This is a genomic window from Flavobacterium cupreum (genome assembly GCF_003996965.1).
GTDB classification, from domain to species: Bacteria; Bacteroidota; Bacteroidia; order Flavobacteriales; family Flavobacteriaceae; genus Flavobacterium; species Flavobacterium cupreum.
Genome location: NZ_QWDM01000013.1, coordinates 58,348 through 83,868 on the forward strand (window position 1 = coordinate 58,348; position 25,521 = coordinate 83,868).

At 36.3% G+C, this 25,521-nt stretch carries 26 protein-coding genes, 1 pseudogene and 1 riboswitch; of the genes and pseudogenes, 17 read left to right on the plus strand and 10 right to left on the minus strand.

The features are described 5' to 3' along the window. The first annotated feature begins 155 nt into the window (after window positions 1-155). From D0817_RS18305 to D0817_RS18345, 9 genes and pseudogenes are all read left to right on the plus strand, one after another. Window positions 156-518 carry a C1orf53 family protein gene (locus D0817_RS18305; protein WP_127339812.1) on the plus strand — a complete coding sequence of 121 codons (363 nt, stop codon included), beginning with the start codon at window positions 156-158 and terminating at the stop codon, window positions 516-518. Between the two features lie 161 nt (window positions 519-679). Continuing rightward, complete coding sequence (gene cobU / locus D0817_RS18310; RefSeq protein WP_127339813.1) at window positions 680-1,204, plus strand: bifunctional adenosylcobinamide kinase/adenosylcobinamide-phosphate guanylyltransferase; 525 nt, start codon at window positions 680-682, stop codon at window positions 1,202-1,204. A 103-nt stretch (window positions 1,205-1,307) separates the two neighbouring features. Beyond that, window positions 1,308-2,987 carry a nicotinate-nucleotide--dimethylbenzimidazole phosphoribosyltransferase gene (gene cobT / locus D0817_RS18315; protein ID WP_127339814.1) on the plus strand — a complete coding sequence of 560 codons (1,680 nt, stop codon included), beginning with the start codon at window positions 1,308-1,310 and terminating at the stop codon, window positions 2,985-2,987. Window positions 2,988-3,022: 35 nt separating this feature from the next. Beyond that, window positions 3,023-3,463: pseudogene (gene tnpA, locus D0817_RS18320) on the plus strand (IS200/IS605 family transposase). Window positions 3,464-4,067: 604 nt separating this feature from the next. Beyond that, window positions 4,068-4,865: an adenosylcobinamide-GDP ribazoletransferase gene (locus tag D0817_RS18325; protein WP_127339815.1), complete on the plus strand. Its 798-nt coding sequence runs from the start codon at window positions 4,068-4,070 to the stop codon at window positions 4,863-4,865. Beyond that, window positions 4,850-5,407: an alpha-ribazole phosphatase gene (gene cobC / locus D0817_RS18330; protein WP_127339816.1), complete on the plus strand. Its 558-nt coding sequence runs from the start codon at window positions 4,850-4,852 to the stop codon at window positions 5,405-5,407. The genes D0817_RS18325 and cobC overlap by 16 nt, the downstream gene beginning before the upstream one ends. A 45-nt stretch (window positions 5,408-5,452) precedes the next feature. Further along, window positions 5,453-5,657, plus strand: a riboswitch (cobalamin riboswitch). A gap of 27 nt (window positions 5,658-5,684) precedes the next feature. Beyond that, window positions 5,685-7,520, plus strand: coding sequence for a TonB-dependent receptor plug domain-containing protein (locus D0817_RS18335; protein WP_127339817.1), 1,836 nt, complete (start codon window positions 5,685-5,687; stop codon window positions 7,518-7,520). A 3-nt stretch (window positions 7,521-7,523) separates the two neighbouring features. Next, window positions 7,524-8,558, plus strand: coding sequence for a DUF5074 domain-containing protein (locus D0817_RS18340; protein WP_127339818.1), 1,035 nt, complete (start codon window positions 7,524-7,526; stop codon window positions 8,556-8,558). Window positions 8,559-8,617: 59 nt separating this feature from the next. Then, window positions 8,618-9,577: a T9SS type A sorting domain-containing protein gene (locus D0817_RS18345; RefSeq protein WP_127339819.1), complete on the plus strand. Its 960-nt coding sequence runs from the start codon at window positions 8,618-8,620 to the stop codon at window positions 9,575-9,577. 85 nt (window positions 9,578-9,662) lie between these two features. On the opposite strand, the gene D0817_RS18350 is transcribed toward D0817_RS18345, so the two are convergent. Beyond that, the gene (locus tag D0817_RS18350) at window positions 9,663-11,138 is read right to left on the minus strand and encodes a GFO_1087 family putative carboxy terminal peptidase (protein ID WP_127339820.1); all 1,476 of its coding nucleotides are present in this window, start codon (window positions 11,136-11,138) and stop codon (window positions 9,663-9,665) included. A gap of 161 nt (window positions 11,139-11,299) precedes the next feature. Here D0817_RS18350 and D0817_RS18355 point away from each other — a divergent pair, with 161 nt between their 5' ends. The 6 genes from D0817_RS18355 to yiaA all read left to right on the plus strand — a co-directional run bounded on the left by D0817_RS18355 (window position 11,300) and on the right by yiaA (window position 14,562). Further along, a complete protein-coding gene (locus D0817_RS18355) occupies window positions 11,300-11,809 on the plus strand; it encodes a GFO_1088 family ECF-type sigma factor (protein ID WP_127339821.1) in 510 nt (169 codons plus the stop codon). Continuing rightward, window positions 11,796-12,254: a PG0215 family putative anti-sigma factor gene (locus D0817_RS18360; protein ID WP_127339822.1), complete on the plus strand. Its 459-nt coding sequence runs from the start codon at window positions 11,796-11,798 to the stop codon at window positions 12,252-12,254. Before D0817_RS18355 ends, D0817_RS18360 begins: the two co-directional genes overlap by 14 nt. Before the next feature lie 15 nt (window positions 12,255-12,269). After that, complete coding sequence (locus tag D0817_RS18365; RefSeq protein ID WP_127339823.1) at window positions 12,270-12,797, plus strand: GFO_1090 family protein; 528 nt, start codon at window positions 12,270-12,272, stop codon at window positions 12,795-12,797. A 1-nt stretch (window position 12,798) separates the two neighbouring features. Further along, the gene (locus D0817_RS18370) at window positions 12,799-13,335 is read left to right on the plus strand and encodes a GFO_1091 family lipoprotein (protein WP_127339824.1); all 537 of its coding nucleotides are present in this window, start codon (window positions 12,799-12,801) and stop codon (window positions 13,333-13,335) included. A gap of 140 nt (window positions 13,336-13,475) precedes the next feature. Beyond that, window positions 13,476-14,150, plus strand: a complete 675-nt coding sequence (locus D0817_RS18375; protein WP_127339825.1) for a TIGR02117 family protein — start codon at window positions 13,476-13,478, stop codon at window positions 14,148-14,150. 13 nt (window positions 14,151-14,163) lie between these two features. Beyond that, the gene (gene yiaA, locus D0817_RS18380; RefSeq protein WP_127339826.1) at window positions 14,164-14,562 is read left to right on the plus strand and encodes an inner membrane protein YiaA; all 399 of its coding nucleotides are present in this window, start codon (window positions 14,164-14,166) and stop codon (window positions 14,560-14,562) included. 91 nt (window positions 14,563-14,653) lie between these two features. Here yiaA and carB read toward each other — a convergent pair whose 3' ends face one another. Both carB and rpmH read right to left on the minus strand, forming a co-directional pair. Continuing rightward, on the minus strand, window positions 14,654-17,509 hold the full coding sequence (gene carB, locus D0817_RS18385) for a carbamoyl-phosphate synthase large subunit (protein WP_127339827.1): 2,856 nt from the start codon (window positions 17,507-17,509) through the stop codon (window positions 14,654-14,656). 144 nt (window positions 17,510-17,653) lie between these two features. After that, entirely contained in the window at window positions 17,654-17,815 is a 162-nt protein-coding gene (gene rpmH / locus D0817_RS18390; protein WP_008464848.1) for a 50S ribosomal protein L34, read from the minus strand. 166 nt (window positions 17,816-17,981) lie between these two features. On the opposite strand from rpmH, the gene D0817_RS18395 reads away from it, so the two are divergent. Then, the gene (locus tag D0817_RS18395) at window positions 17,982-18,497 is read left to right on the plus strand and encodes a DUF2892 domain-containing protein (protein ID WP_127339828.1); all 516 of its coding nucleotides are present in this window, start codon (window positions 17,982-17,984) and stop codon (window positions 18,495-18,497) included. 133 nt (window positions 18,498-18,630) lie between these two features. On the opposite strand, the gene D0817_RS18400 is transcribed toward D0817_RS18395, so the two are convergent. Next, window positions 18,631-19,290: an alpha/beta hydrolase family protein gene (locus D0817_RS18400; RefSeq protein WP_127339829.1), complete on the minus strand. Its 660-nt coding sequence runs from the start codon at window positions 19,288-19,290 to the stop codon at window positions 18,631-18,633. Window positions 19,291-19,604: 314 nt separating this feature from the next. On the opposite strand from D0817_RS18400, the gene D0817_RS18405 reads away from it, so the two are divergent. Further along, the gene (locus D0817_RS18405) at window positions 19,605-19,889 is read left to right on the plus strand and encodes a GNAT family N-acetyltransferase (RefSeq protein ID WP_127339893.1); all 285 of its coding nucleotides are present in this window, start codon (window positions 19,605-19,607) and stop codon (window positions 19,887-19,889) included. Window positions 19,890-20,065: 176 nt separating this feature from the next. Here D0817_RS18405 and D0817_RS18410 read toward each other — a convergent pair whose 3' ends face one another. The 6 genes from D0817_RS18410 to D0817_RS18435 form a co-directional block, all read right to left on the minus strand. Continuing rightward, window positions 20,066-21,700 carry an ABC-F family ATP-binding cassette domain-containing protein gene (locus tag D0817_RS18410; protein ID WP_127339830.1) on the minus strand — a complete coding sequence of 545 codons (1,635 nt, stop codon included), beginning with the start codon at window positions 21,698-21,700 and terminating at the stop codon, window positions 20,066-20,068. Window positions 21,701-22,018: 318 nt separating this feature from the next. After that, window positions 22,019-23,194, minus strand: a complete 1,176-nt coding sequence (locus tag D0817_RS18415) for a GlmU family protein (protein WP_127339831.1) — start codon at window positions 23,192-23,194, stop codon at window positions 22,019-22,021. 135 nt (window positions 23,195-23,329) lie between these two features. Beyond that, window positions 23,330-23,875: a YybH family protein gene (locus D0817_RS18420; protein WP_127339832.1), complete on the minus strand. Its 546-nt coding sequence runs from the start codon at window positions 23,873-23,875 to the stop codon at window positions 23,330-23,332. After that, the gene (locus tag D0817_RS18425) at window positions 23,865-24,293 is read right to left on the minus strand and encodes a tautomerase family protein (protein ID WP_127339833.1); all 429 of its coding nucleotides are present in this window, start codon (window positions 24,291-24,293) and stop codon (window positions 23,865-23,867) included. The genes D0817_RS18420 and D0817_RS18425 overlap by 11 nt, the downstream gene beginning before the upstream one ends. Before the next feature lie 52 nt (window positions 24,294-24,345). Beyond that, complete coding sequence (locus tag D0817_RS18430) at window positions 24,346-24,921, minus strand: Crp/Fnr family transcriptional regulator (protein ID WP_127339834.1); 576 nt, start codon at window positions 24,919-24,921, stop codon at window positions 24,346-24,348. A 282-nt stretch (window positions 24,922-25,203) separates the two neighbouring features. Beyond that, window positions 25,204-25,455, minus strand: a complete 252-nt coding sequence (locus D0817_RS18435) for a type B 50S ribosomal protein L31 (RefSeq protein ID WP_127339835.1) — start codon at window positions 25,453-25,455, stop codon at window positions 25,204-25,206. Between the last annotated feature and the right edge of the window lie 66 nt (window positions 25,456-25,521).

Below are 25,521 nucleotides of genomic sequence, written 5' to 3' on the forward strand. Positions count from 1 at the left end.
TAGGGTATGGTATTTGTAATTCCTTCTGAACAGATGTGATTTCGAAGTAGTACAAATTCATAATTACATTTCAATGATGGCAAAGGTAAACCAATTTCTATTTTTTTTGTTTACTTTTATTCTTACAAAATTAAACAAATATTATTTTTACTCACATGAATACCACAAAAACAAAAGTTTGCTTAAGCTGTGACTCTTCTTTCAGCTGCGGAGATATTTCTGTTGAAAACAAATGCTGGTGTAATGACTACCCTCCTATTTTTAATCTTTCTGAAGGTGGTGACTGTCTTTGTCCGGTTTGTTTTAAAGAAGCATGTGAAGATAAAATAGATGCCTATATTGAAACCCTGACCCCCGAAAAAGCCCTTCGTAACAAAGCTGCGGCTTTACCAAAAACAGAACAATTAATCGAAGGAATTGATTATTACCTTGAAGACGAAAAATATGTTTTTAAAGCCTGGTTTCACTTAAAAAGAGGAAGCTGTTGCGGCAACAAGTGCAGGCATTGCCCGTATTAAATTATTTTTGGTGCCTTATAAATTCATACATTCGTCTTTGCGTTAGGGATAGGAACGGCATCCTTTTGTTTTTTTCTTTAAAAAATAAAAGATAAAGTGGATAGCCCGACCGGAGGGAACGCCCCAGTTATCATTGTAAAATTTATAATTCATACTCCAAAATGATCTATCTAATTACCGGCGGTGAACGATCCGGCAAAAGCAGTTATGCCCAGAACCTGGCTTTACAACTTTCTGATGCCCCGCTGTATGTGGCAACGGCCCGAAAATGGGATTCGGATTTCCAGAACAGAATCGACAGGCATCAGCAGGAACGGGACGAACGCTGGACGAATATTGAAAAAGAAAAATATTTAAGCGAGATTGATTTCACCGGAAAAGCAGCTTTAATCGATTGTGTGACGCTGTGGCTGACCAACTTTTTTGTCGATACTAAAAATGATGTTTCCTTATCGCTGGAAGAGGCCAAAGCTGAATTTGAAAAAATAGCAAAACAACCCCATACCGCCCTGATCATTGTGACCAATGAGATTGGAATGGGCGTTCATGCTGAAACTCATATCGGTAGAAAATTCACCGAACTACAGGGCTGGATGAATCAGTTTCTGGCAGCAAAAGCGGATGAGGTGGTGTTGATGGTTTCCGGAATTCCAGTTACTATAAAAGGAAAAAATTCCAAAACTTAAAAAAAATTCCAAATTTTTAAATTCCAAATTCCAGGTTCATACTTTATCTTGTGATTCCTTTTTGGAATTTGGAATTTAAAAATTGAACATTGAAAATTAATATATGAGTTATTTAGATGATATATTAAAATCACGCCGTGATACCCGACATTTTACTGCCGATGAAGTTCCTGAAGAAGTGATACAAAAAGCTTTACAGGCCGGTCACTGGGCACCTTCTGTTGGACTGACGGATGCTACGAAATATTATATTATTAAATCGCCGGAAGTTAAAAGTGCTGTTAAAAATTTGTTTTCAGATTATAATACAAAAGCAGCCGGACTGACCGACAATCCGGAACAAAAAGAACAGTACCAATCCCTGAAACTGGAAGCTATTGAAGAAGCTCCCATCGGACTGATCATTGCTTACGACAGATCGGTTTTAAATCAGTTTACGATTGGCACCGTTGGCAGTAATGAAGCCGTTAAATTCAGTTCGGTTTGCGCTGCGCAAAACATCTGGCTTTCGCTCACGGAACAGGGTTACGGAATGGGCTGGGTCTCGATTTTGAATTATTATCAGTTTAAAAAAATAATCCACTTGCCGGAAAATATGGAACCTCTTGGTTATTTCTGTATCGGGAAACCGGCCACCAATTACGACAATCAGCCGATGCTGCAGCAATTAAACTGGAAGCAGAAATCGGAGGCGCCGGACTGTACGGAAATCAAAACTATTGTGAAAGAGGAAGTTCCGAACTTTCAGTTCAATTCTCAGGTTACGAATAAAAACAAAACGGCTTTCAGACAGCTTTTGCAGGACAAAATCGATTCCAAAACCAAACCTGTTGGCGCTTTAGGCATTTTAGAAGATTTGGCTTTCCAGTTGGGAAATGTTTTTGAAACTTTAAATCCAAAAATAAAAAATCCGAATATTGTGGTTTTTGCTGCAGATCACGGCATTGCGAATCATGGCGTCAGTGCTTATCCGCAGGATGTTACCCGCCAAATGGTACATAATTTTCTGGAAGGCGGCGCGGCCATAAATGTTTTCTGCAATCAGAATAATATTGCGTTATCGATTGTAGATTCCGGTGTGAATTATGACTTTCCGACCAATGCCAAATTGATTCCTGCCAAAATTGCAAAAGGAACACAATCTTTCCTGCATGTTCCCGCTATGAGCGAGACAGAACTGGAACTCTGTTTTGAAAAAGGGAAATCAATCGTTGATGATATTGCCAAGACCGGTTCAAATTGTATTGGTTTTGGTGAAATGGGAATTGGAAATACCTCAACGGCTGCTGTTTTAATGAGTCTGCTTACCGGTTTCCCCATCGAAGAATGCGTCGGAAAAGGAACAGGAGTTGAAGATGAAAAGTTACTTCAGAAACAAAATATTCTCCAAAAGGCTATTGAAAACTATTCGGGCCAAGCCTTATTAGCAGAGCAGCTGGCTTATTTTGGAGGCTTTGAAATCATGCAAATGGCTGGCGGAATGCTAACGGCTTACGATCACAACATGTTGATTCTCGTGGATGGTTTTATCTGCAGTGTAGCTTTTTTAATTGCTTCCAAAATGAATCCAAATATTAATGAGAATGCCGTTTTTTGTCATGTTTCAGCAGAAAATGCACATCAGAAATTATTAAATTATTTAGGGGCAAAACCCATTTTAAATTTAGATTTGCGTCTCGGCGAAGGGACTGGCTGTGCTATTGCTTTCCCTATCTTGAAATCTGCGGAAGCTTTTTTGAATGAAATGGCTACTTTTGAAAATGCCGGGGTTAGTCGGAAGTAGGGAGTTTTAAGTCGCAGTTTTATATTTATATCTATATGCCATTAATAAAAATTTATATCCATTTTGTCTGGAGTACAAAAAACAGATTTCCATATTTAGATTCTTTTGAATTACGGCAAAAAGTCTAGAATCATATCAAAGAAAATGCAAAAGAAAAAGGAATCTATATAGATCATATTAATGGTTATTCAGATCATTGCCATTGTATTATTTCACTGGGGGCAGATCAAAATATTCAAAAAATAATACAATTAATCAAGGGGGAATCCTCATTTTGGATTAATAAAAATAAATTGACTAAGAACAAATTTGAATGGCAGGATGAATATTTTGCCGTTTCCGTTTCTGAATCTTTAATTGACAAAGTGAGAGATTATATTAAAAATCAGGAAACCCATCATAAGAAAAAAACTTTTCAGGAAGAATATGATGAAATTATTAGCAAATTTGGGTTTCAAAAAGATTGGGCTAAATAAAATTTGGCTAAAGCCGTCTCATTGTAAATCAGTAACCCCAGATAAATCTGGGGGCTATTAAAAACAACAAATCAATAAAATAAAATCTATACACAATCCATAATTCAATAGCCAACATCTTTAGATGTTGGAAATTTATTGACAATCAAGCTGGCTTTAGCCAAATAAACTTACCTATATTTTCAATGAAAAAAGTAATGTACATGAAAATTTGGCTAAAGCCGTCTCATTGTAAATCAGTAACCCCCAGATAAATCTGGGGGCTATTAAAAACAACAAATCAATAAAATAAAATCGATACACAATCCATAATTCAATAGCCAACATCTTTAGATGTTGGAAATTTATTGACAATCAAACTGGCTTTAGCCAAATAAACTTACCTATATTTTCAATGAAAAAAGTAATGTACATGAAAATTTGGCTAAAGCCGTTCTCATTGCAAATCAGTAACCCCCCAGATAAATCTGGGGGCTATTAAAAACAACAAATCAATAAAATAAAATCTATACACAATCCATAATTCAATAGCGAACATCTTTAGATGTTGGAAATTTATTGACAATCAAACTGGCTTTAGCCAAATAAATTACCCATACTTACAATGAAAAAAGAACTACATATTTTTTTTACCGCTTTAATGTTTTACACCAGAATTCCATGTCCGAAAAACATTGATCACAATCCGGATTACTTAAATAAAGCGACGCGATACTTTCCGCTAATTGGTTGGATTGTCGGAAGCATTTCTTTTTTGGCTTTTTATATTTTCTTTCTTTTTCTGTCAGCAGAAATCGCGGTTATTTTAGCAATTATTGTTTCTATACTTACAACCGGTGCTTTTCATGAAGATGGGTTTGCAGATGTCTGTGATGGTTTTGGCGGAGGCTGGACCAAAGAAAAAATTCTGATGATCATGAAAGACAGTGCTATTGGCGCTTATGGGGCCATTGGTTTGGTTTTGCTTTTTTTGTTGAAATTTAAACTGCTTTCCGATGCTGTTTTGCTTTTTCCAACCGGCGATCGGTTTTCTGTTTTGCCCATTTTCCTGTTGTTTGTTTCGGCTCATGCTTTGAGTCGACTGGCAGCCATCAGTATTATTTTTACACATGAATATTCAAGGGACGACGCTTCCAGCAAAAGTAAACCAATTGCAAAAAGCAATACCTGGAAAGAAGTTCTGGGCGCTTTTTTCTTCGGATTAGTACCTTTGTTTGCGCTTTCGTATTTTAAATATCAGATCCTTTTGGTTCTGCTTCCGGTTTTTATCACGCGTTATTTTCTGGCCCGTTATTTCCAAAAATGGATTGACGGTTATACAGGAGATTGTCTCGGTGCTACCCAGCAGGTTTGTGAGGTCATTTATTATTTAAGTATTCTTTTGGTATGGAAGTTTTTTTAGTTCGTCACACGGAGACCACCTGCGAAAAAGGAATTTGTTACGGACAGTCTGATGTTTGCCTGGCTGAACCCTATGACACTATTTTCAAAAATATAACAGACCAATTACCTTCGGAAGCTATTCTTTTTTCCAGCCCTTTGCAGCGCTGTACTATTTTAGCAAAACACATTCGAAATCAGATCAAAACCCTATCGTACCACGAAGACAGTCGATTAATGGAAATGAATTTTGGTGACTGGGAAATGAAAAACTGGAATACGATTCCCTCGGAACAGCTTAATCCGTGGATGGAGGATTTTGTAAATATCAGTGTTTCAAATGGAGAATCTTTTGTTGCATTGCATGAACGGGTCGGTACTTTTTTAGCGGAGCAGCTTTCAAAAAAAACAGACACACCACTCATTATTATTGCACATGCCGGTGTCATCAGAAGCATCCTTTGTCATCAGACTTCACTGCCTTTAAAAGATGCTTTTCAGAACAAAGTTGATTTTGGACAAGTCATCAAAATAGCTGTAAACTTTGATTTGTTTAGAATTTAATTCAAAAAGTAAAACAAATTTGAATATTCAATAATTTTAACGCTATCTTTGCACGAAATTTAAGGTTGTGCTGGAATATACCAGACACATTAAAAGGGAATCAGGTAAAATCCTGAGCTGTACCCGCAACTGTAAGCTAAGTTCGTAAAGAACGCTTGTTGTTAACTACAAAACCACTGCTCGCTCCGGCGGGTGGGAAGGTAAACAACAGGACGCAAGCCAGGAGACCTGCCTTTATAACAAATATCGAACTCTCGGGAAAAAGAGTGTAGAAATTATGACTTTAAAAAAACGTTTCGCTTTTTGCCTGCTTTTGTTGTGTCAGATTCTTTTGGCGCAAAACGATTCTATTACCAAACTGAAAGAAGTTGTGGTATCGGATTCCAATCTTAAAAATTTCTCGAATACACAGTCCGTTCAAAGGCTGAGCGATTCGATCATCAATAGAAACCAGCCTTCCCTGACTTCTCTTTTAAATTATAATACGGTTATTTATTTTAAGGAAAATGGCCTCGGAATGACTTCGTCGCCTTCTTTCAGAGGAACTACTTCACAACAGACTGTAGTGGTCTGGAATGGTATCAACATTAATTCCCAACTTTTAGGACAGACTGATTTCAATACAATTTCGACGCGCGGTTTTAATTCCATTGATGTGAAAGCCGGAGGCGGAAGTGTGGTTTACGGGAGCGGTGCCATTGGAGGAACCATTCACTTAAACAATGACCTGAAGTTTACGGATACTTTCAAAAATGACTTTCAGGTTTATTATGGTGAGTTCAATACTTTAAGTGCGGTTTATGGCATTACGGCTGCGACAAAAAAATGGAGTTTTGATGCCAGTTTTACCCGAAACAGTTCTGATAATGATTTTAAATTTGTGGGTCAGGATGCCCATAACCTTAATGGCCAATATTACAACAATACACTTGATGCTGCAGTGGGTTTTAAAATCAATGCCAAAAACAGTATTAAATTTTACAGCGAGATATACGATGGCGAACGTCATTTTTCGTTAACCTCTCCCAATGCCACCAAAACAAAATATCAGGATTACAATACCCGAAATTTACTAACATGGAGCAGCTCTTTCAGCAAATTCGCTTCCAATCTGAGACTGGCTTACATTACCGAACATTATAATTATTTTGAAGATATCAACAGGGACGGATTTACTTCGGGAGGCGTTAAAAGTTTTATCGGGAAATATGATATTGATTACGAGTTGTCTTCAAAAATCAAAATCAGTACCATTTTAGATTATACCAAAAATGACGGAATTGGCTCCGGAATTGGCCGAAGCAGCCGCGAAATTGGCGGTGCAAGCCTTTTGTGGAAACACAATCTTACCGAAAAATGGAATTATGAAATGAGCGCCAGAAAAGAGGTTTCGGATGTTTATAAAAGTCCGGTTCTTTTTTCTGTTGGTTCGCGCTATAATTTCTCAGATTTTTATCAGTTAAAATTCAATGTATCGAGAAACTACAGAGTTCCTACTTTCAACGATTTATATTGGGAAGGCAGTGGCAATCCGGATTTAAAACCGGAGAGTTCTTATCAGGCAGAAATAGGAAATCAGTTTAGCTACAAAGATTTCAGACTGACCCTCACGGGTTACGGCATGAAAATTACCGATATGATTCGATGGCTGCCCAACAATACCGGAAACTGGTCACCTGTTAATACCGATAAGGTTACCATCTATGGTGCTGAAGCGCTTTTAGGATGGAAGAAAAACTTCAACAAACATACGTTTGACTTTAGCGGAACTTATGGCTACACCGTTTCATTAGATGACAGGACAGACAAACAGCTTTTTTATGTTCCCTATCATAAACTGACAGGATCGCTGTCTTACTATTTTAAGAAGTTCTCCGCTTATTATCAGATCATATATACCGGAGAAATATTTACCACTTCCGACAATAACCCAAAATATATTCTGGACGCTTATAATGTTTCAAATATTGGAGCTGATTATAATTTCAGTAAAAAGAACACTTTCAAAATTGGTATTAAAACTGCCAATTTGTGGAATGAAAAATATGAAGCGCTGCCGAGCCGTTTTATGCCCGGGCGGAATTTAACTATTTATTTAAACCTTAATTATTAAAACATGAAATTAAAAAATCTTTATTTAGGAATTATTGCCTCAGCATTTTTATTTGCTTCTTGTAGTAGTGACGATGACACTCCCGAAGTTGAAGTTCCGTTAGGTGCCTATGAAAATGGCGTATTCATTTTAAATGAAGGAAATTTTGGAAATCCAAATGCTTCTGTTTCCTATGTTTCAAATGATTTAACTACTTTCCAAAACGATATTTTCAAGCTTGTAAATCCCTCAATTGTGTTAGGTGATGTAGCGCAGTCCATGACCTTTAGCGGAGATAAGGCTTTTATTGTAGTCAATAATTCCAATGAAGTTGAAGTGGTAAACCGTTATACGTTTAAAAGTCTGGCCACCATTACTGCAAAATTAGAAAATCCACGTTACAGTGTGGTTTTAAATGACAAACTATATGTTACAAATGCTATTTCCAATGCTGTAACGGTTTATGATGCAAAAACATATGCTTTTATCATATCAATTCCCCTAAACAAAACGGCTGAAAAAATTATAGCTGCAAACGGGAAATTATATGTAACAAATGGATCTTTCGGAAGTGGAAATGAAGTTACAGTAATCAATACTGCTACCAATACTGTTTCTAAAACTATTCCTGTTGAAGACGGAGTAAACTCTATCGAAGAAAAAAACGGAAACGTATATGTATTGTGCGGAAATAAAACCAAAAGTAAATTATTTAAAATTAACACTTCTACTGATGTTGCAACATCTTTCGAATCTACTACTTTAACGAATGCGCTGAATATGGATATTGAGGGAGATAAAATCTACTATACAAAAGGAACTGGTGTTTACGCAATTAATCTGGCTGCTACCGGTTTCAGTGATACAGCTTTATTCTCTGTTAAGGACAACAGCTGGTCAACTTTCTACGGTTTTGGTGTTATTGATGGAAAAATATATTCAGGAGACGCAAATGCATTTACATCAGACGGAACTGTTACTGTATATTCTTCAACCGGAGCTGTACTAAAAACTTTGACTGTTGGTGTTGGGCCAAACGGTTTTTACTCAAACAACTAATACTACTAACCAGGATACCCTTATAATTTTATAAGGGTATTTTTTTAAACTAAACCATTATGATACGAAAATTACTTTTTACTTTATTATTAACCACTTCGTTAGTCGAAGCGCAGTCGTATGCTCCGGCAGCGGGACAGGCAGGAAGTACTGCCATAGCAAAAAGCAGTACTGTTTTTAAAGGCTGGGCAACCGGAATTAATGTGGTAAGAGGGCCGCAGGATATTGCTAACCCAACGGGTCCTTTGGCTTCGACTGGCGATCCGACTGCTGCATTAGGCGGAACAAGTACAGGCGTTGTTTGTTTAGGTGACGGTGGAAGCGCAACTTTAACTTTTGGGGTGCCGATTGCAAATGGTCCCGGATTTGATTTTGCCGTTTTTGAAAACGGATTCTCAGATACGTTCCTGGAACTGGCTTTTGTGGAAGTGAGCTCAAACGGCGTTAACTTTTTCAGATTCCCGTCGCACAGTCAGACTCAGACTACCACTCAAATTGGTGGATTCGGAGCTGTTGACTGCAGATATATCAACAACTTAGCGGGAAAATATCGTGTGAATTTCGGAACTCCATTCGATTTGTCTGACGTTCCTAATAATGCCTTATTAGATAAAAACAACATCACTCATGTACGGGTAATTGACGTTATCGGAACCATCAATCCGTTATACGCTTCTCATGACAGTTTTGGAAATATTGTAAATGATCCCTACTCTACTCCTTATCCAACGGGGGGTTTTGATCTGAATGCAGTTGGGGTAATCAATCAGAAAACGTTGTTGAGCGCTAAAAATTTCGATCTGGCTTCTGTAACAGTATATCCAAATCCAACTTCTGACGTTGTTTATCTGGATACAGATCAGCAAAGCAGTATTTTGATTTATGATATGGGCGGTAATATTAGAAAAAAGCTTCCTGAAGCACAATACAATGAAGTTCAGGTTTCTGATTTAAATCCCGGGATTTACTTCTTCGAAATAACCATTGATGATAAAAAACAACGAAAAGAATCGTTATAAAATAATTTTTATAGAATTAGTTTTTTGGATAATTTTATATGTAAAAAAGGCTTTCATTTCTGAAAGCCTTTTTAGTTTTTACTCTTTATTTTAATGCTCTTAAAAGTCCTTCCGGAGCTTTATCAACATACATTTGATTTCGGATACCATTCATAGCTTTTGCGTCTATAAAAGCTTTTAATGCCTTTCCTCTGTCCTGTTGTACTTTTTTGGCAGCAGCACCGGTAATATTTGAGATTGCTGTATTTAGCAACGGCTCAGAAGGATCTCCTAAAACCCCTAGATTAGAAACATACTCCAATTGGGTAATTGTTGGCTTAAGGCCATCAGTATATTCTCCGAAACCGGCAGCATTCACAATTTTAAGCACCAAAGGCTGCATGGCATATTTGTGATTTGGATTTACTTTGGTTTTTGTAAAGGTTTCTGAATCGTATAACGTAACCGATCCCACATTTTTCCCAGTCGTATAATCCCCAATCTGTACTACGGTAATATAAGGAGCCAGTCCGTTAATAATTAATTCACTTGCAGATGCAGTACCGCTTGTTGTCAGAATATAGATTTTGCTTAAACGCAGGCTGTTTAATGGTGTTCCGTTAATATTATCTACGAACCTATTGTTTAAGGACTCGGCATCCTCCGTTTCATAATAAGCATTAACCTTAGCGTTCCATTTTTCTTTAGCGAAAATCTGGTCTTTAAATTGTCCTGTAATCATACTGGCCAGACGTGTCGCAGTCTGAACCGATCCTCCGCCGTTATATCTTAAATCAAGAATAAAGTCTGTAATTCCCTGTCCTGCTAATTGTCCGAAAGCACTATTTAGCTGTGTATCATAGTTGGCATAAAAACCATTGTACATCATATAACCAATTTTATGGCTTCCGGAAACAATGACCTTATTAATCAGAATTGGATTTTCATCCAAAGTCGTTTTAACCAGTGAAACAGTTTTTCCATTGGTTTCAACTGTATTTCCGTTAAACTGTGCTAAATTCAGGGTATAACTTTCTGCATCCAAAAGAAGTTGTTTGTAATTGGAAACGGTCAGCTGGGTTCCATTCACTCCTGTAAAAAGATCCCCTCGTTTTATATTTTTGGTTGAAGCATCTGAATTTGGAATAATATAGCGTACATAACCTACAAGATCTGTTGAACTTCCCGGCTTATAACTTAGTCTAAAATCAATTCCGTCGTTTTTGGTCGTCCCCTGAAGTTCCTGCTCTAATGCAGTATAATCGGAAACAATCCAGCTAAAACGATCTATAGCCTCTCCTTTTGGAAATTTACTGCTTGGTTTATTCAATAAACTTTCAAATAAATTTTCAGGTTCAGCATATCCCGCTAAAAAGGAATTCAAAGCTTCCTGAGTACTGAAACGATTATCTGCTAAATTGGGAACATCTGCTTGCCACAAATAAAACTGATTCAGCCCTTTCCAGATAAAATCATTGATCTGTAAGTCTGCCGGAGAATCAACATCATCCTGATCTTCACAAGATTGCAAAGAAAAAGCAATCAAAAGTAATAACAATAAACTTCTTACTATTGTTTTCATAAAGTAGTATTTATAAAAGTATTAACGTAAAAATACTATCTTTAGTTTTAACAATAAGAAGTTTATGCCTCTTTTTTTTATTATTTTTTTTTCAGGTTGGCTGTAACAAAAATAATTGTGCCTCGTCTTGACTATATAAGCTAACCGAATAACCTTGATTTATGAATCAGATTGTTTTTATAGAATTAATAAATCCTTTCAAAGACAAAGTTTTTCGTCTGGCAAAAAGATTGCTTACCAGTACTGAAGAAGCGGAAGATGCCACTCAGGAAGTAATCGTTAAATTATGGAATAAAAAAGAGAATCTGGGCACTTATAGTAGTGTTGAAGCACTGGCCATGACCATGACCAAAAATTATTGCCTGGACCAGTTAAAATCAAAACGGGCCGGAAACCTGCAGATTGCGCACAACAATTTTACAGACCGTCAGCCTCAGTTAGACAAAAAGCTGGAAGATGCGGACAGTTTAGAATGGGTGGAAAAAATTATAAGCCAGCTGCCCGAACAATTACAAATATTAATTCAGCTACGCGATGTTGAACAATATGAATTTGATGAAATTGCGAAAATTGTCAATATGAATGAAACGGCTATCCGGGTAGCCCTTTCGAGAGCGAGAAAAAAGATTAGAGAATCAATGCTTAATACACACCGTTATGGAATTAAATAGAATAGAAAATATAGTAGAAAAATACTTTCAGGGAGAAACAACTATTGCCGAAGAGAACGAATTAAAAGAATATTTCTCTTCACCGGATGTTGCGCAGCATCTGGAACAATACAAACCTATGTTTGGTTATTTCTATCAGGTAAAAGAACAAAAATCGACGCAGGAAATTCCACTACAAACTAAAAAACGAAATGTGGCGTGGTTATCGATTGCAGCATCCTTTGTTGTTTTACTGGGAATTGGAACCTTTTTTTATGTGAGCGAAAAAAATGCAGCTCCGGTTGCAGCGCAATCAGAATTAGGAACCTACGACAATCCTGAAGAAGCCCTCGCGGCAACGCAAAAAGCTTTATCATTACTGTCAAGCAATGTAAATGTAGGTATCGGAAGTGTACAATACATTAAGGAATACGAACAATCAAAAAACAAAATTTTTAAACAATAATTAAAATATAATACAATGAAAAATTTCATCATAACAGTAGTTTTCACCTTTGTTACCACTATTTTTTACGGACAGGGCGCTTTTGACAAATTTGACGGTCAGGACGATGTAACATCCGTAATTGTAAACAAAAAAATGTTTGATTTAATGAGTAAAGTAAAAGTTGATGCAACCGATAAGGAAACACAACAATACATTAAGCTGATTAAAAAATTAGATTATTTAAAAGTGTTTACCACTAAAAACCCAAAGGTTGAGGCAGAAATGAAAGCTTCTGCAGACAAATACATTAAAACGGCAGGTTTAGAAGAATTAATGCGCGTTAACGATAGTGGTAAAAACATCAAAATACTAGTAAAATCAGGCGCCAGCGACACACAGGTAAAGGAATTGCTGATGTTTATTGACGGAGCCAAAAACGAAGAATCGGTTTTATTATCGCTTACCGGTAATTTTGACCTAAACGAAATCTCAGTATTAACAGACAAGATGCAGCTTCCTGGCGGTTCTGACTTAAAAAAAGCCTCTAAAGGCAAAAAATAAGATGAAAATAAGCGTTTTTACCTCAGCCCTTTTAGCTTTACTGACTTTACTAAGTTGTGAATCTAAACCTTCATTGCAAAAATATTTTGTAGAAAATACAGATAACAAGGATTTTATTGCCCTTGACGTTTCCCCTTCTATTTTGAACTTAGATAAAGCAAAATTATCTGCCGCTCAAACCGAAGCGTTAAACTCTTTTGACAAGATGAACATTCTTGCCTTTAAAGCAAATGCAACAAACCAGACCGCGTTTGAAACAGAAAGGGCTAAAGTGAAAGTAATCTTAAAAGACCCAAAATATCAGGAATTAATGAAGTTTGGTTCGGGTAAAGAAGGCGCATCAATAAGTTATGTGGGTACCGATGAAAACATTGAAGAATTCGTAGTTTTCGTTAACAGAAAAGAAAACGGATTTGCCGTAGTACGTGTTTTAGGAAAAGACATGAATCCGAATAACATCATGACTTTAATGAGTGTTTTAAAACAATCCAAAATCGACATGGAGCAGCTAAAACCCTTGCAGCAACTGGTTAAATAACAATCTTACTTTTAACAAAAAAGCCTCTCTTATGAGGCTTTTTTTATTTCTGAAAATTAAACAGATTATTCGTCACAATTCTTTTCAAATTAATTTTGAGGTGAACTTAAATTAGCTACATTTGAAAAAAAATAAATAAATTGAAAAAAATATTTAAAATTCTTTTAACCCTGATTTTTGCCTTTACAGGATTTCTTTTACTGTACGTAGTGGTAGCATATGCACTTTCTAAAATTACAATTGCCAAAGAAGAAAACACAAAACCTGAAGTTGAAATTTTCATTCTCACCAATGGCGTCCATACCGATATTGTGATGCCGGTCAAAAATGACCAAACCGACTGGAGCAAACAAATTCAGTTTAAAAATACCAAAGCCGCAGACTCCACTTATAAATATATTGCCATGGGCTGGGGCGACAAAGGATTTTATCTGGAAACTCCCGAATGGTCCGATTTAAAAGCTTCCGTTGCTTTCAAAGCAGCGACAGGATTAAGCACCACCGCCATTCACGCTACTTATTACAAACAGATGAGGCTGGGAGAAGACTGCAAATCAATGATGATTAGCAAAGAACAATACGATCGTCTCATCAACTACATTCACAATAGTTTTCAAAAAGACGCATCCGGCAATTATATGCCCATAAAAACCAATGCCAATTACAGCAAAACCGATGCGTTTTACGAAGCCATCGGAAGTTACAGCATGCTGCACACCTGTAATACGTGGGCCAATAGCGGCTTAAAAGCATGCGGGCAGAAATGCTGCTTCTGGACAGCAACGGATTCCGGGATTTTTTCGAAATACAAATAAAATCAATATAAACATGACACAACAAAAAACATCGAATGCCTTTATAGCGGCATCGTGGGTAGCTCTTGGAGCCGGAACAGTAGGATTTATCGTAGGACTTGCCAGAGCCGAAATGTTATTAAACGAAAAAGGATATTATTTTACAGTACTAATGTTTGGTCTTTTCGCGGTAGTTTCCCTGCAAAAAAGTGTCAGGGACCGACTGGAAAATTTACCGGTAACAGACATTTATTACGGTATCTGCTGGTTCGGAACACTTTTATCAATTGTATTATTAGTGGTCGGACTTTGGAATGCAACTATTTTGCCAAGTGAAAAAGGTTTCTATGCATTTGCGTTTTTATTAGCCCTTTTTGGCGCTATTTCGGTACAAAAAAATACAAGAGACAATATGTCAATATCTAATGAATAATATTTAAACACTATTAATTAAACCAACTTCCAAAATTAACCACAAAAAAAGCTCCATTTTCATGGAGCTTTTTTTATATCAGGATTTGAGTTTATTTACTCAAATACATTTTTCTTCTGGAGTACAATTCGTAGAACTGGTCGTCTTTTAAGTCATCAATAAACAGGATGCTTTCTCCCGTTGATTTCATTTCCGGTCCTAATGCTTTGTTGACATTATGGAATTTACTGAAAGAGAAAACCGGTTGTTTGATCGCGTATCCTTTTAATTGTGGATTAAAGTCAAAATCAGTTACTTTATTGTGTCCTAACATTACTTTAGTAGCATAGTTCACATAAGGCTCTCCGTATGCTTTTGCAATAAACGGAACCGTTCTTGAAGCTCTTGGATTCGCTTCGATAATGTAAACCGTGTCATCTTTTATCGCAAACTGTATATTGATCAGACCAACTGTTTTTAGCGCTCTGGCAATTTTTGTAGTATGATCTTTTATTTGCTGCATTACAAATTCCCCTAAGTTAAAAGGAGGTAAAGTAGCATTACTGTCTCCCGAGTGCACACCGCAAGGCTCAATGTGCTCCATTATTCCTATGATGTAAACATTCCCGTCAGCATCACAAATGGCATCTGCTTCCGCTTCGATGGCACCTGCTAAATAGTGGTCTAAAAGTAATTTATTTCCAGGAATCGTTTTCAATAAGTTGATTACATGTTCTTCCAGTTCTTTCTTGTTGATTACAATTTTCATTCCCTGACCTCCCAATACATAAGAAGGACGGATCAGTAACGGGAAGTCTAGAGTGTCTGCTAAAGCCGAAGCTTCGTCAGCTGTTTCCGCAATACCGAATTGTGGGAAAGGAATATTCAGTTCTGTCAGTAAATCGGAGAAACGACCTCTGTCTTCGGCTAAATCCAGTGCATCAAAACTGGTTCCGATGATTTTCACGCCGTATTTGGATAATTTTTCAGCCAGTTTCAATGCTGTTTGTCCACCAAGCTGTACAATTACACCTTCCGGTTTTTCATGCTGAATAATATCGTAAATATGTTCCCAGAAAACAGGTTCAAAATACAACTTATCCGCTGTATCAAAATCAGTAGAAACCGTTTCAGGATTACAGTTGATCATGATAGTTTCGTAACCGCATTCCTTTGCTGCCAATACACCGTGCACACAAGAATAATCGAACTCAATTCCCTGTCCGATCCTGTTTGGTCCGGAACCTAAAACGATGATTTTCTTTTTGTCTGTTACCACACTTTCGTTATCTACATAACGCTCTCCGTTCGCTTTCTCAATTTCAGCCTCAAAAGTCGAATAGTAATAAGGTGTTTTTGCCTTAAATTCGGCTGCACAGGTATCTACCAGTTTAAACACACGGTTTACATTCATCTCCATACGCAAAGTATGGACTTCGCTTTCAAGACAATTGACCATGTGGGCAATTTGTCTGTCTGCAAAACCTTTTTGTTTCGCTTCCAGCAACAGCTCTTTTGGCAGATTAGAAACTTTATAGGTAGAAATTTCTTTTTCTAAAGTATGAAGCTCTTCGTATTGTTTCAGGAACCACATATCGATTTTTGTGATTTCATGAATACGGCTCAACGGAATTCCCATTGCAATGGCATCATAAATTACAAAAACACGATCCCAACTTGCAAAAGTCAGTTTCTCGATAATCTGTTCGTAGTTTTTATATCCTTTTCCGTCGGCACCTAAACCGTTACGTTTAATTTCTAATGACTGGGTTGCTTTGTGTAAAGCTTCCTGGAACGAACGTCCGATTCCCATAACCTCACCCACAGATTTCATCTGAAGTCCAAGCGTTCTGTCTGCTCCTTCGAATTTATCAAAGTTCCAGCGCGGGATTTTTACAATTACATAATCCAGGGTTGGTTCGAAAAGAGCCGAAGTCGATTTTGTAATCTGGTTTTGCAATTCATCTAAATTGTATCCTAAAGCCAGTTTAGAAGCAATTTTAGCAATCGGATAACCTGTTGCTTTAGAGGCTAATGCAGAAGAACGGGATACACGAGGATTGATTTCAATCGCCACGATATCTTCTTTTTCATCCGGTGAAACTGCAAATTGTACGTTACAGCCTCCTGCGAAATTTCCGATACTGCGCATCATTAAAATGGCATAATCACGTAATTTCTGGAATGTTGTATCTGATAAGGTCATTGCCGGTGCAACGGTGATTGAATCTCCGGTATGAATTCCCATCGGATCCATATTTTCGATCGAACAAATGATTACCACGTTATCATTTTTATCTCTCAAAAGTTCCAGTTCGTATTCTTTCCATCCCATTAAAGCCTTATCAATCAGAACTTCATGTATCGGGGATGCTTCTAAACCACGGGTTAAAAGCTCATCAAAATCTTCTTTTTTATAAACAATTGCAGCTCCGGTTCCTCCCAGTGTAAACGAAGGACGAATTACTAATGGAAAACCAAATTCCTGCGCAATTTCCTTTCCTTCCAAATAAGAAGTTGCCGTTTTTGCAGGTGCAGTCGGAACATTTATTTTTTCCAAAAGCTGTTTGAACTGCTCTCTGTCTTCGGTAATATTGATGGCGTTTACATCAACTCCTATTAATCTTACACCGAAGTCCTTCCAAATTCCTTTTTCTTCCGCTTCCAGGCATAAATTTAAAGCTGTTTGCCCGCCCATTGTTGGCAAAACTGCATCAATTTGTGGATGTTCCTTTAGAATTTCAATAATCGATTTTGTCGTTAATGGTTTCAAATATATATGATCGGCCATTGTTGGGTCGGTCATAATAGTCGCTGGATTTGAGTTTATCAAGATAACTTCAATCCCTTCTTCACGAATAGAGCGTGCAGATTGAGAACCTGCATAATCAAATTCGCAAGCTTGACCAATAACAATAGGTCCTGAACCTATTATTAAAACTGATTTTATTGATGTGTCTTTAGGCATTTTATTTGTATTGTGTAGTTATATTTTACTGAAAAGCTGCTATAGTTTGTTAAAAACCAAAACATTACCGCTTTTTATTACTGACAAGGTATAAAAAAAGGCGATACTAAAAAAAGTAACGCCTTATTTATGTTTATAGAAACATTATTTTTTGTGTCTAGGTTCGCTAGAAACAGTCAATTTATGTCTTCCTTTAGCTCTTCTGCGCGCTAGAACTTTTCTTCCATTCGCAGAAGCCATTCTGTCCATAAATCCGTGCTTATTTCTTCTTTTTCTTTTCGATGGTTGAAACGTTCTTTTGCTCATTGCTTTGTATCTTTAAAATGGTATCTAATATCTCTTTTCTGTTTTCGAATATCGTTATTCCAAAACCGAGTGCAAATATACAAAGACTTTTTTTTCTGGCAAGTACTTTAATAAAAATATTTTTAATTCATTTTACTATATTTGCAATCACAAATATACATCTATTATGTTTCATAAAAATATTAAACTTATTTTGGCCGGACTTCTAGTAGTCGCAGGCGTTTGGCAATTTACAGAAAGTAATATCGGGAACGGAATTTTCCTTATTTTACTGACTGCAATTCCGATTTTTCTTTACTTCAAAAACGAATTTATTCTTTTAGCTTTCCTTAAATTAAGAAAACAAGACTTTGAAGGAGCTAAAAAATGGCTGGCATACATTAAAAATCCTGAAACTGCATTAGTAAGAAAACAGCAAGGATATTTTAATTACCTGCATGGAATCATGTTATCGCAAACAAATATCAACCAGGCAGAGAAACATTTCAAGAAAGCAATTGAACTTGGATTATCTATGGATATGGATTTGGCAGTAGCTAAATTAAACCTTGCCGGAGTTGCCATGTCACGCAGAAGAAAACTGGAAGCAACCAATTTGCTAAATGAAGCTAAGAAATTAGACAAACAAGGCATGCTGAAAGAACAAATCACAATGATGAAAGAACAAATGAAGAAAATCTAACGATTTTTAAATTTCAATAAAAAAATCCCAAATTCCAATTGTGAATTTGGGATTTTTTTATTTTAGATTAATTGGAATTTGGAATTTAAAATATTTGGAATTTAGATTTCAATTATTGGAATTTCACAACCCTTTATTCTTCCAGTATAATCGAAGGCAGATTTTCATTAAGCCATTTGTACTTGTTGATAATCATAACATGAGTTCCTCCTTTTACTACAATACAGCTCTTAATGTACTTAATTGGAAAAACATCATCCTGATCTCCGTGAATATGAATTACATTTTGATCTACCTCATTCCTGTCCCACAAAATAACCGACTCTACAGCCCATTGTAAATAATAGAGATCGCGAACCGAAAGAAACTTTTCATATAACTTAATCCGTTTGTTTATTTTTTCCCCAAATGAAAACTTGGCCAGCTTTTCTACATTGAGGAGCAGCTGCATCGGAATCAGTTTATAAGCCTTGGTAGTTTTACCAATTTTCATTCTTCTCGGAAATTCAAGATTACTTCTGACACTCGAGATAATAATCACTTTTCGGGCCTCAATATGTTTTGCCATTTCCTGAACCAGAATCCCCCCGAAAGAAACTCCGACTAAAACCGGATTCGGATGTTTAATATTTTTGGTGATTCGGAGTGCATAATCAGACAAAGATTCTTTTGGAAGCGGAATTTCCCATTCCAGTAAACACATTTCAAAAACAGATTCATCCAGGTGAATCCTCTCAAAAATTGATGAACTTGCAGCCAGCCCTGGCATAAAATAAACCGGAATTTTACTCATTGGATCAAAAGAAATTACAATTATAAATCTTGTTAGAAAGTTTAAATTTACTTTTTTTACTATATGACTAGCAAATTTCAGACCGTAATATTACAGAAAAATAAAAAACAAACAGACAAAGTAATGGTCAATGTAACCTCTGTTCTAAAAAATAATTCAATATTGAAAATCAAATGATTACCTTTGTATTTGAAATAAAATACGATCAAAAATCTTATACAGAATTTTCTTTCATACTTATTTCAAGCCTCAAAACCTATTTTTTTGAACAGTACCTAAAACACAAATTTGTTATGGAACACACAATTGAATCTATGGAAATCAAAGACAACACTTTCGCAAGACAATTTGAAACCATAGTACCGCAAGGAATGCTTACTGTTGAATATTCATTTCAGGAAAAAAAGATTTTCTTAACCAAAATCAACACCCCGGAGGGTTACGAAAATCAGGCTGTAATTGATGCATTACTTAAAAACATCATGGAAGTCATTATCGAAAAGAAATTCAGACTGATGCCGATTTCTCCCAAAATCGCCTTATTCATTAAAAAAAATCCAAAATACAAAGAATTGCTTCCTCCGGGAATCAGGATTTAGTTTAAAAATAATCCATAACTAAACTAATTTCAACCGGTCTTTCAAACCGGAATACCCGCTCCCCAAGAATATCAGAGCCGGGCAGTGATGCTATTGCACAAAATTTTTAGAAGAGCAATCTACAGAATAAAAAAAAGCACAGGATTACCTGTGCTTTTTTTATAAACTTTCGAAAATTACTTTTCGATCTCTCTCATAGAATCCATTTTTTTATGTGCCAAGAAACCGGCAACGTCTTCAAAATGCTCTTTCACTCTTTTATTTCCAAATTCGAAAACTTTAGTCGCCAGTCCGTCAAGGAAATCACGATCATGGGAAACTAAAATCAAAGTTCCGTCAAAATCACGCAAAGCATCCTTGATAATGTCTTTCGTTTTCATATCCAGGTGATTGGAAGGCTCATCGAGAATCAGCAGGTTAACAGGCTCCAGTAACAATTTAATCATGGCCAGACGTGTTTTTTCACCACCTGAAAGCACTTTTACTTTTTTGGTAATATCATCGCCATGAAACATAAAGGCTCCTAAAATATTTTTAATCTGTGTTCTTACATCTCCAACCGCAATACCATCAATCGTTTCAAAAATAGTAGCATTTTCATCCAATAAGGCAGCCTGATTCTGTGCGAAATATCCAATTTGTGAATTATGTCCAATATCAACACTTCCTTCGTCAATACCAATCTCTTTCATAATGGCTTTGATCATCGTCGATTTTCCTTCACCGTTTTTTCCAACGAAAGCCACTTTTTGCCCTCTTTCAATCACAATATTGGCATCTTTAAAAACTACATGATCACCATACGATTTTGATAAATCTTTTACCACAACCGGATATTGTCCGGAACGTGCTGCCGGCGGAAATTTTAATTTCAGGGCAGAAGTATCTACTTCATCCACCTGAACAATTACCAGTTTCTCCAGCATCTTCACACGGGACTGAACGGCATCTGTTTTAGAGAATGTTCCTTTAAAACGGTCAATAAAAGCCCTGTTATCAGCAATCATTCTTTGCTGCTCATCATATGCTTTTTGCTGGTGGATACGACGGTCTTTTCTCAATTCTAAATAATGGGAATATTTTGCTTTGTAATCATAAATTCTTCCCATTGTCACTTCAATGGTACGATTGGTAATATTATCAACAAATGCCCTGTCGTGCGAAATTACGACAACTGCTTTGGCAGCATTCAGAAGAAAATCTTCCAGCCATTGGATGCTCTCGATATCCATGTGGTTGGTCGGCTCATCCAGCAATATTAAATCCGGTTTTTTCAAAAGGATTTTGGCCAGCTCAATACGCATTCTCCATCCTCCTGAAAACTCAGACGTCTGACGAGTAAAATCCTCACGTTCAAATCCTAAACCCACTAATATTTTCTCTACTTCAGCTTCATAATTGACTTCTTCGATCGCGTAAAATTTCTCGCTTAGATCCGAAACTCTTTCAATAAGCTTCATATATTCGTCACTTTCATAATCGGTACGAACAGTTAATTGTTCGTTGATTTCATCTATTTCAGCTTTCATACTGAAAATTTCGCCAAACGCTTTTGACGCTTCTTCCATTACAGTGGCACCGTCTGTCGTCAAAAGGTGCTGCGGCAGATAGGCAATTACAGCTTCTTTCGGAGCTGAGATATTTCCGGTGGAAGGCTTGCTCTGTCCTGCAATTATTTTTAAAAGTGTTGATTTCCCCGCACCATTCTTACCCATTAGGGCAATTTTATCATTTTCGTTTATAGCAAAAGAAACATCGCTAAAAAGAGTAGTTCCTCCAAACTGAACTGAAATATCGTTAACTGTAATCATTTAGATTTTTAGATTTTTAGACTGCTTAGATTTTTAGATCTTTCAGCACGTATTTTTTGAAAGCGCAAAGATAGATTAATTAGATAATTAGGCAATTTGAAAATTAGATAATTTTGAAGGTGTGATAATTTGATAATTTGATAATGGGCTAATTAGATAATTTGATAATGTGCAAATTAGATAATTAGATCATTTTGAAAGTGTACTAAGCAGACACTTTTAATACTATCATAACAAACAAAACCCGACAGGTTTTAAAAACCTGTCGGGTTACAAAAAATTATCTAATTATCTAATTGACTAATTATCTCATTCCTTTTAATCCTTTCTCCACTTTTTGGTTTCCTCAAAAATGTGTTCTAAGATGGCTGATTCTGTTTCATCAAATTCGATGTTTCTTCTGCCCATGACGAGTTTCGCTGTTTCAAACGCTTTTTTGGTCACGTACGTTGTAAAACCTGCTGCACCTCCCCATGAAAAACTCGGCACAAAATTGCGGGGGAATCCACTGCCGAAAATATTGGCACTTACACCCACAACGGTTCCGGTATTAAACATGGTATTGATTCCGCATTTACTATGGTCTCCCATCATCAAACCACAAAACTGAAGTCCGGTTTTAGCAAAACCTTCTGTTTCGTAACTCCATAATTTCACTTCCTCATAATTGTTTTTCAGGTTTGAATTGTTCGAATCGGCACCAATGTTGCACCATTCCCCCAAAACAGAGTCGCCTAAAAATCCGTCGTGCCCTTTGTTTGAATTGGCAAAAAGAACCGAATTTTTAACCTCTCCTCCTATCCTTGACCCCACTCCAACTGTTGTGGCACCGTATACTTTCGCATTCAGTTTTACCTGTGCGTTTTCGCATAAAGCAAACGGGCCGCGAATTACCGTACCCTCCATAATCTCCGAATTCTTACCTATATATATAGGACCTGCTGAAGCGTTTAAAGTCACAAACTCTAATTTTGCCCCTTCTTCTATAAATATATTTTCGGGTGCAATGGTATTGACACTTTTTGGGATTGGCTGTGATTTTCTGTCTTCTGTCAGGTACATAAAATCTTCACGAATCGCCGCATCGTTTTTAGAAAAAATATCCCACGTATGCTCTACCGTTAAGCAATCGCCGTCGTATTGAATAATTTCGTAGGAATCAAAATCTACTTCTTCCTGATTTTCTGTTGTAAAAAAAGCGATTACATCTTCTCCTTTAAAAATGGCCTGATTTTCTTTTAAGTCAGAAACCATTTCAGCCAGCGTATCATTTGGCAAATACGCCGCATTTATCATCACATTTTCTTCCATTTCCACCATCGGAAATTTAGCAGCTAAATAATCTTCGGTAATAGTGGTTATAGTAGAGCCTAAACGGGTTTCCCATTTTTGGCGAATCGTCATAATCCCGATTAGAATATCAGCTACAGGTCTTGTAAAAGTAAAAGGGAGCAAAGCATTCCGGACGGGACCGTCAAATAGAATGTAATTCATAAAATTAATTAATATTTGTTAAAATTTTGAGTTGGTTACCTGGCTCAAAGTTACAAATATTTTATTTGTCTCCTTAAACATGTTTTTCTCACGAAAGAAAATACAGCGCTTTCCAATTGATATTTCAGCAATAATTTATCTGCTTTGCCTTTCTTTGAGCTCCGGCTGTTTAAAATATTTAATTAATTCTATTGAATAAATCACACTTGTAATCTTCCACTTTCCATCTTTTTTGATAAGATTCAAATACTTGCTGCCCCAATTTGTCATTTTATGATCTGCCCAAAAACTATAATCCATTGTTACTGAAGCAACCGTTCCGTCTTCGACGATTTTAAGATTATCAAACTTATCTTCCGTATACTGATGTCCGTACAAACCTCTCATAAATCCCTTGTAGGAACCCGAAAAATAATTACTCCCTGCTTTTTTCTCTCCTTTTGCCTCAATTTCCCTGACCTGAGTCCTGTCTTTATAAGCTGCACACCAAACCACATTGCCTTCATTAAACAAACTATAAAACGCAATAGAATCTTTGGCGATAACACTTTCTGAATAGGTATCAATAATAGCCTGTATTGCTTTCTTATTATCGTCTTTTTGCTGTCCGTAAAACGGAAAAGCCATCAAAAGTAAAATCAAAATCATTTTAAATTTCCCTTTTTCTGTACTATTTGTCATTGTTTTTTGTTTTAAGATTCAAAATTTTATTGTTGATGATTTTGTATTCTATGGTAAGACCTTCATAACCGTAAGCGTCGGCTTTCATCTCTTCAATTGCGCTATAACTTACCGGATGAACATTACCCAGCACATCTGACAGCAAGCGATGCAAGGCTTCTATATATTTTGCCTTGTCGTCTTTGAGATTGGTCGAGTCTGAAATTTTAATAGTCAAAAAGAAACTATTCTTTTTTAATTCAGCTAAGGATTCTGAATTTACAAACCATAAATAATCCGGAATAAAAGACACCGTCACTACTGTAACTTCGGGTTTTTTATTTAAGATTTGACTGGTGAGATGACTAATTGTTTTTGCGAGTTGTTGTGCTAAAGCGGGGTTTTCTTTACCGCTGACTTTAAGATGAATTGCTGGCATACTTCGAATATTTATTGATTATTGAAGTACAAAATTCAATCTAATACATCACTTATTTATTGATGTATGTTAAGAGTTTGATACGGCTTAAGGATTCCGGTTTTATTCCTAAATAAGAAGCAATATGGTATTGCGAAATTTGCTGTTCGATCCCGGGATAGGTTTTATAAAGCATCTCAAGTCTTTCAGCCGCAGAATTTTTCAGAAATGAAGTTTCGCGTTTGCACTTTCTGATAAAGAAAATATCCGAGATGTATTTTGCTAATTTCAAAAAATGAACATCTTCTTCAATCAATGCATTAAACTGTTTATAAGTAATGAACGCTATTTCCGTGTCAGCCAAAGCTTCAATATTGCAATTCGTTGGATTCTGGGTGAGGTAACTGGTATAGGCGCTTACGATGCTGTTCTGGAGATAAAAATCATTATTAAATTCCACCCCGTCATTCTGAACATACGACCTGAGTTTACCTGAAGTAACGAATCCGATAAATTCACAAACAGAGCCTTCCTGAATCAGATATTCTTTTTTCTTAAAAGTTTTAGTTCTAAGCAAACTACTAAACTTCTCAAACTGATCCATTTCCATTCCCAGCTTATCAATAAAAATATCTTTTAGAGCCTCCATTGCTTTTTTTGATTAGAAAATTCTATTCAAAGATAAAAATTATTACTGAGTCAAAATCTACCGGATTAATTCCAAAACCTATTAAAAAAAATCACCGCAAGAAGGCTAGTTCTGTACTCTTCGCTTTAATAAAAGGCAAGGTTCGCAATTTAGCTTTTCGAACTTTGTACTTTTCAAGGTATTCTTAGATAAAAAACCTAGCGCTCTTTGCGTTAAAAATAATTACGGCATAAAAAAAGCCTTCCGGTGTGGAAGGCTTTTGTATGGATAAAACAGCTTTTATTATTTAGCGTGTTTTGCATATTTAGTTTTGAATTTATCAATACGTCCTGCAGTATCGATAAGTTTAGATTTACCAGTATAAAAAGGGTGAGATGTTCTTGAAATCTCCATTTTTACAACTGGATACTCAACTCCGTCAACTTCAATTGTTTCTTTTGTATCTGCAGTAGATTTAGTGATAAAAACATCTTCATTTGACATGTCTTTAAATGCAACTAATCTGTAATTTTCCGGGTGGATTCCTTTTTTCATCTTTTCTTTTATTTATTGTTTAGAGAATCTTCGTTTTGAAGCTTTTTCATGGTTAGAAAAAGGTGT

What these genes read in the sequence shown, in the direction of transcription:
- D0817_RS18305 (WP_127339812.1), top strand. Translation starts at nt 156, where the DNA reads ATGAATACCACAAAAACAAAAGTTTGCTTAAGCTGTGACTCTTCTTTC.
- cobU (WP_127339813.1), top strand. Translation starts at nt 680, where the DNA reads ATGATCTATCTAATTACCGGCGGTGAACGATCCGGCAAAAGCAGTTAT.
- cobT (WP_127339814.1), top strand. Translation starts at nt 1,308, where the DNA reads ATGAGTTATTTAGATGATATATTAAAATCACGCCGTGATACCCGACAT.
- D0817_RS18325 (WP_127339815.1), top strand. Translation starts at nt 4,068, where the DNA reads ATGAAAAAAGAACTACATATTTTTTTTACCGCTTTAATGTTTTACACC.
- cobC (WP_127339816.1), top strand. Translation starts at nt 4,850, where the DNA reads ATGGAAGTTTTTTTAGTTCGTCACACGGAGACCACCTGCGAAAAAGGA.
- D0817_RS18335 (WP_127339817.1), top strand. Translation starts at nt 5,685, where the DNA reads ATGACTTTAAAAAAACGTTTCGCTTTTTGCCTGCTTTTGTTGTGTCAG.
- D0817_RS18340 (WP_127339818.1), top strand. Translation starts at nt 7,524, where the DNA reads ATGAAATTAAAAAATCTTTATTTAGGAATTATTGCCTCAGCATTTTTA.
- D0817_RS18345 (WP_127339819.1), top strand. Translation starts at nt 8,618, where the DNA reads ATGATACGAAAATTACTTTTTACTTTATTATTAACCACTTCGTTAGTC.
- D0817_RS18350 (WP_127339820.1), bottom strand. Translation starts at nt 11,138, where the DNA reads ATGAAAACAATAGTAAGAAGTTTATTGTTATTACTTTTGATTGCTTTT.
- D0817_RS18355 (WP_127339821.1), top strand. Translation starts at nt 11,300, where the DNA reads ATGAATCAGATTGTTTTTATAGAATTAATAAATCCTTTCAAAGACAAA.
- D0817_RS18360 (WP_127339822.1), top strand. Translation starts at nt 11,796, where the DNA reads ATGGAATTAAATAGAATAGAAAATATAGTAGAAAAATACTTTCAGGGA.
- D0817_RS18365 (WP_127339823.1), top strand. Translation starts at nt 12,270, where the DNA reads ATGAAAAATTTCATCATAACAGTAGTTTTCACCTTTGTTACCACTATT.
- D0817_RS18370 (WP_127339824.1), top strand. Translation starts at nt 12,799, where the DNA reads ATGAAAATAAGCGTTTTTACCTCAGCCCTTTTAGCTTTACTGACTTTA.
- yiaA (WP_127339826.1), top strand. Translation starts at nt 14,164, where the DNA reads ATGACACAACAAAAAACATCGAATGCCTTTATAGCGGCATCGTGGGTA.
- carB (WP_127339827.1), bottom strand. Translation starts at nt 17,509, where the DNA reads ATGCCTAAAGACACATCAATAAAATCAGTTTTAATAATAGGTTCAGGA.
- rpmH (WP_008464848.1), bottom strand. Translation starts at nt 17,815, where the DNA reads ATGAGCAAAAGAACGTTTCAACCATCGAAAAGAAAAAGAAGAAATAAG.
- D0817_RS18395 (WP_127339828.1), top strand. Translation starts at nt 17,982, where the DNA reads ATGTTTCATAAAAATATTAAACTTATTTTGGCCGGACTTCTAGTAGTC.
- D0817_RS18400 (WP_127339829.1), bottom strand. Translation starts at nt 19,290, where the DNA reads ATGAGTAAAATTCCGGTTTATTTTATGCCAGGGCTGGCTGCAAGTTCA.
- D0817_RS18405 (WP_127339893.1), top strand. Translation starts at nt 19,605, where the DNA reads ATGGAAATCAAAGACAACACTTTCGCAAGACAATTTGAAACCATAGTA.
- D0817_RS18410 (WP_127339830.1), bottom strand. Translation starts at nt 21,700, where the DNA reads ATGATTACAGTTAACGATATTTCAGTTCAGTTTGGAGGAACTACTCTT.
- D0817_RS18415 (WP_127339831.1), bottom strand. Translation starts at nt 23,194, where the DNA reads ATGAATTACATTCTATTTGACGGTCCCGTCCGGAATGCTTTGCTCCCT.
- D0817_RS18420 (WP_127339832.1), bottom strand. Translation starts at nt 23,875, where the DNA reads ATGACAAATAGTACAGAAAAAGGGAAATTTAAAATGATTTTGATTTTA.
- D0817_RS18425 (WP_127339833.1), bottom strand. Translation starts at nt 24,293, where the DNA reads ATGCCAGCAATTCATCTTAAAGTCAGCGGTAAAGAAAACCCCGCTTTA.
- D0817_RS18430 (WP_127339834.1), bottom strand. Translation starts at nt 24,921, where the DNA reads ATGGAGGCTCTAAAAGATATTTTTATTGATAAGCTGGGAATGGAAATG.
- D0817_RS18435 (WP_127339835.1), bottom strand. Translation starts at nt 25,455, where the DNA reads ATGAAAAAAGGAATCCACCCGGAAAATTACAGATTAGTTGCATTTAAA.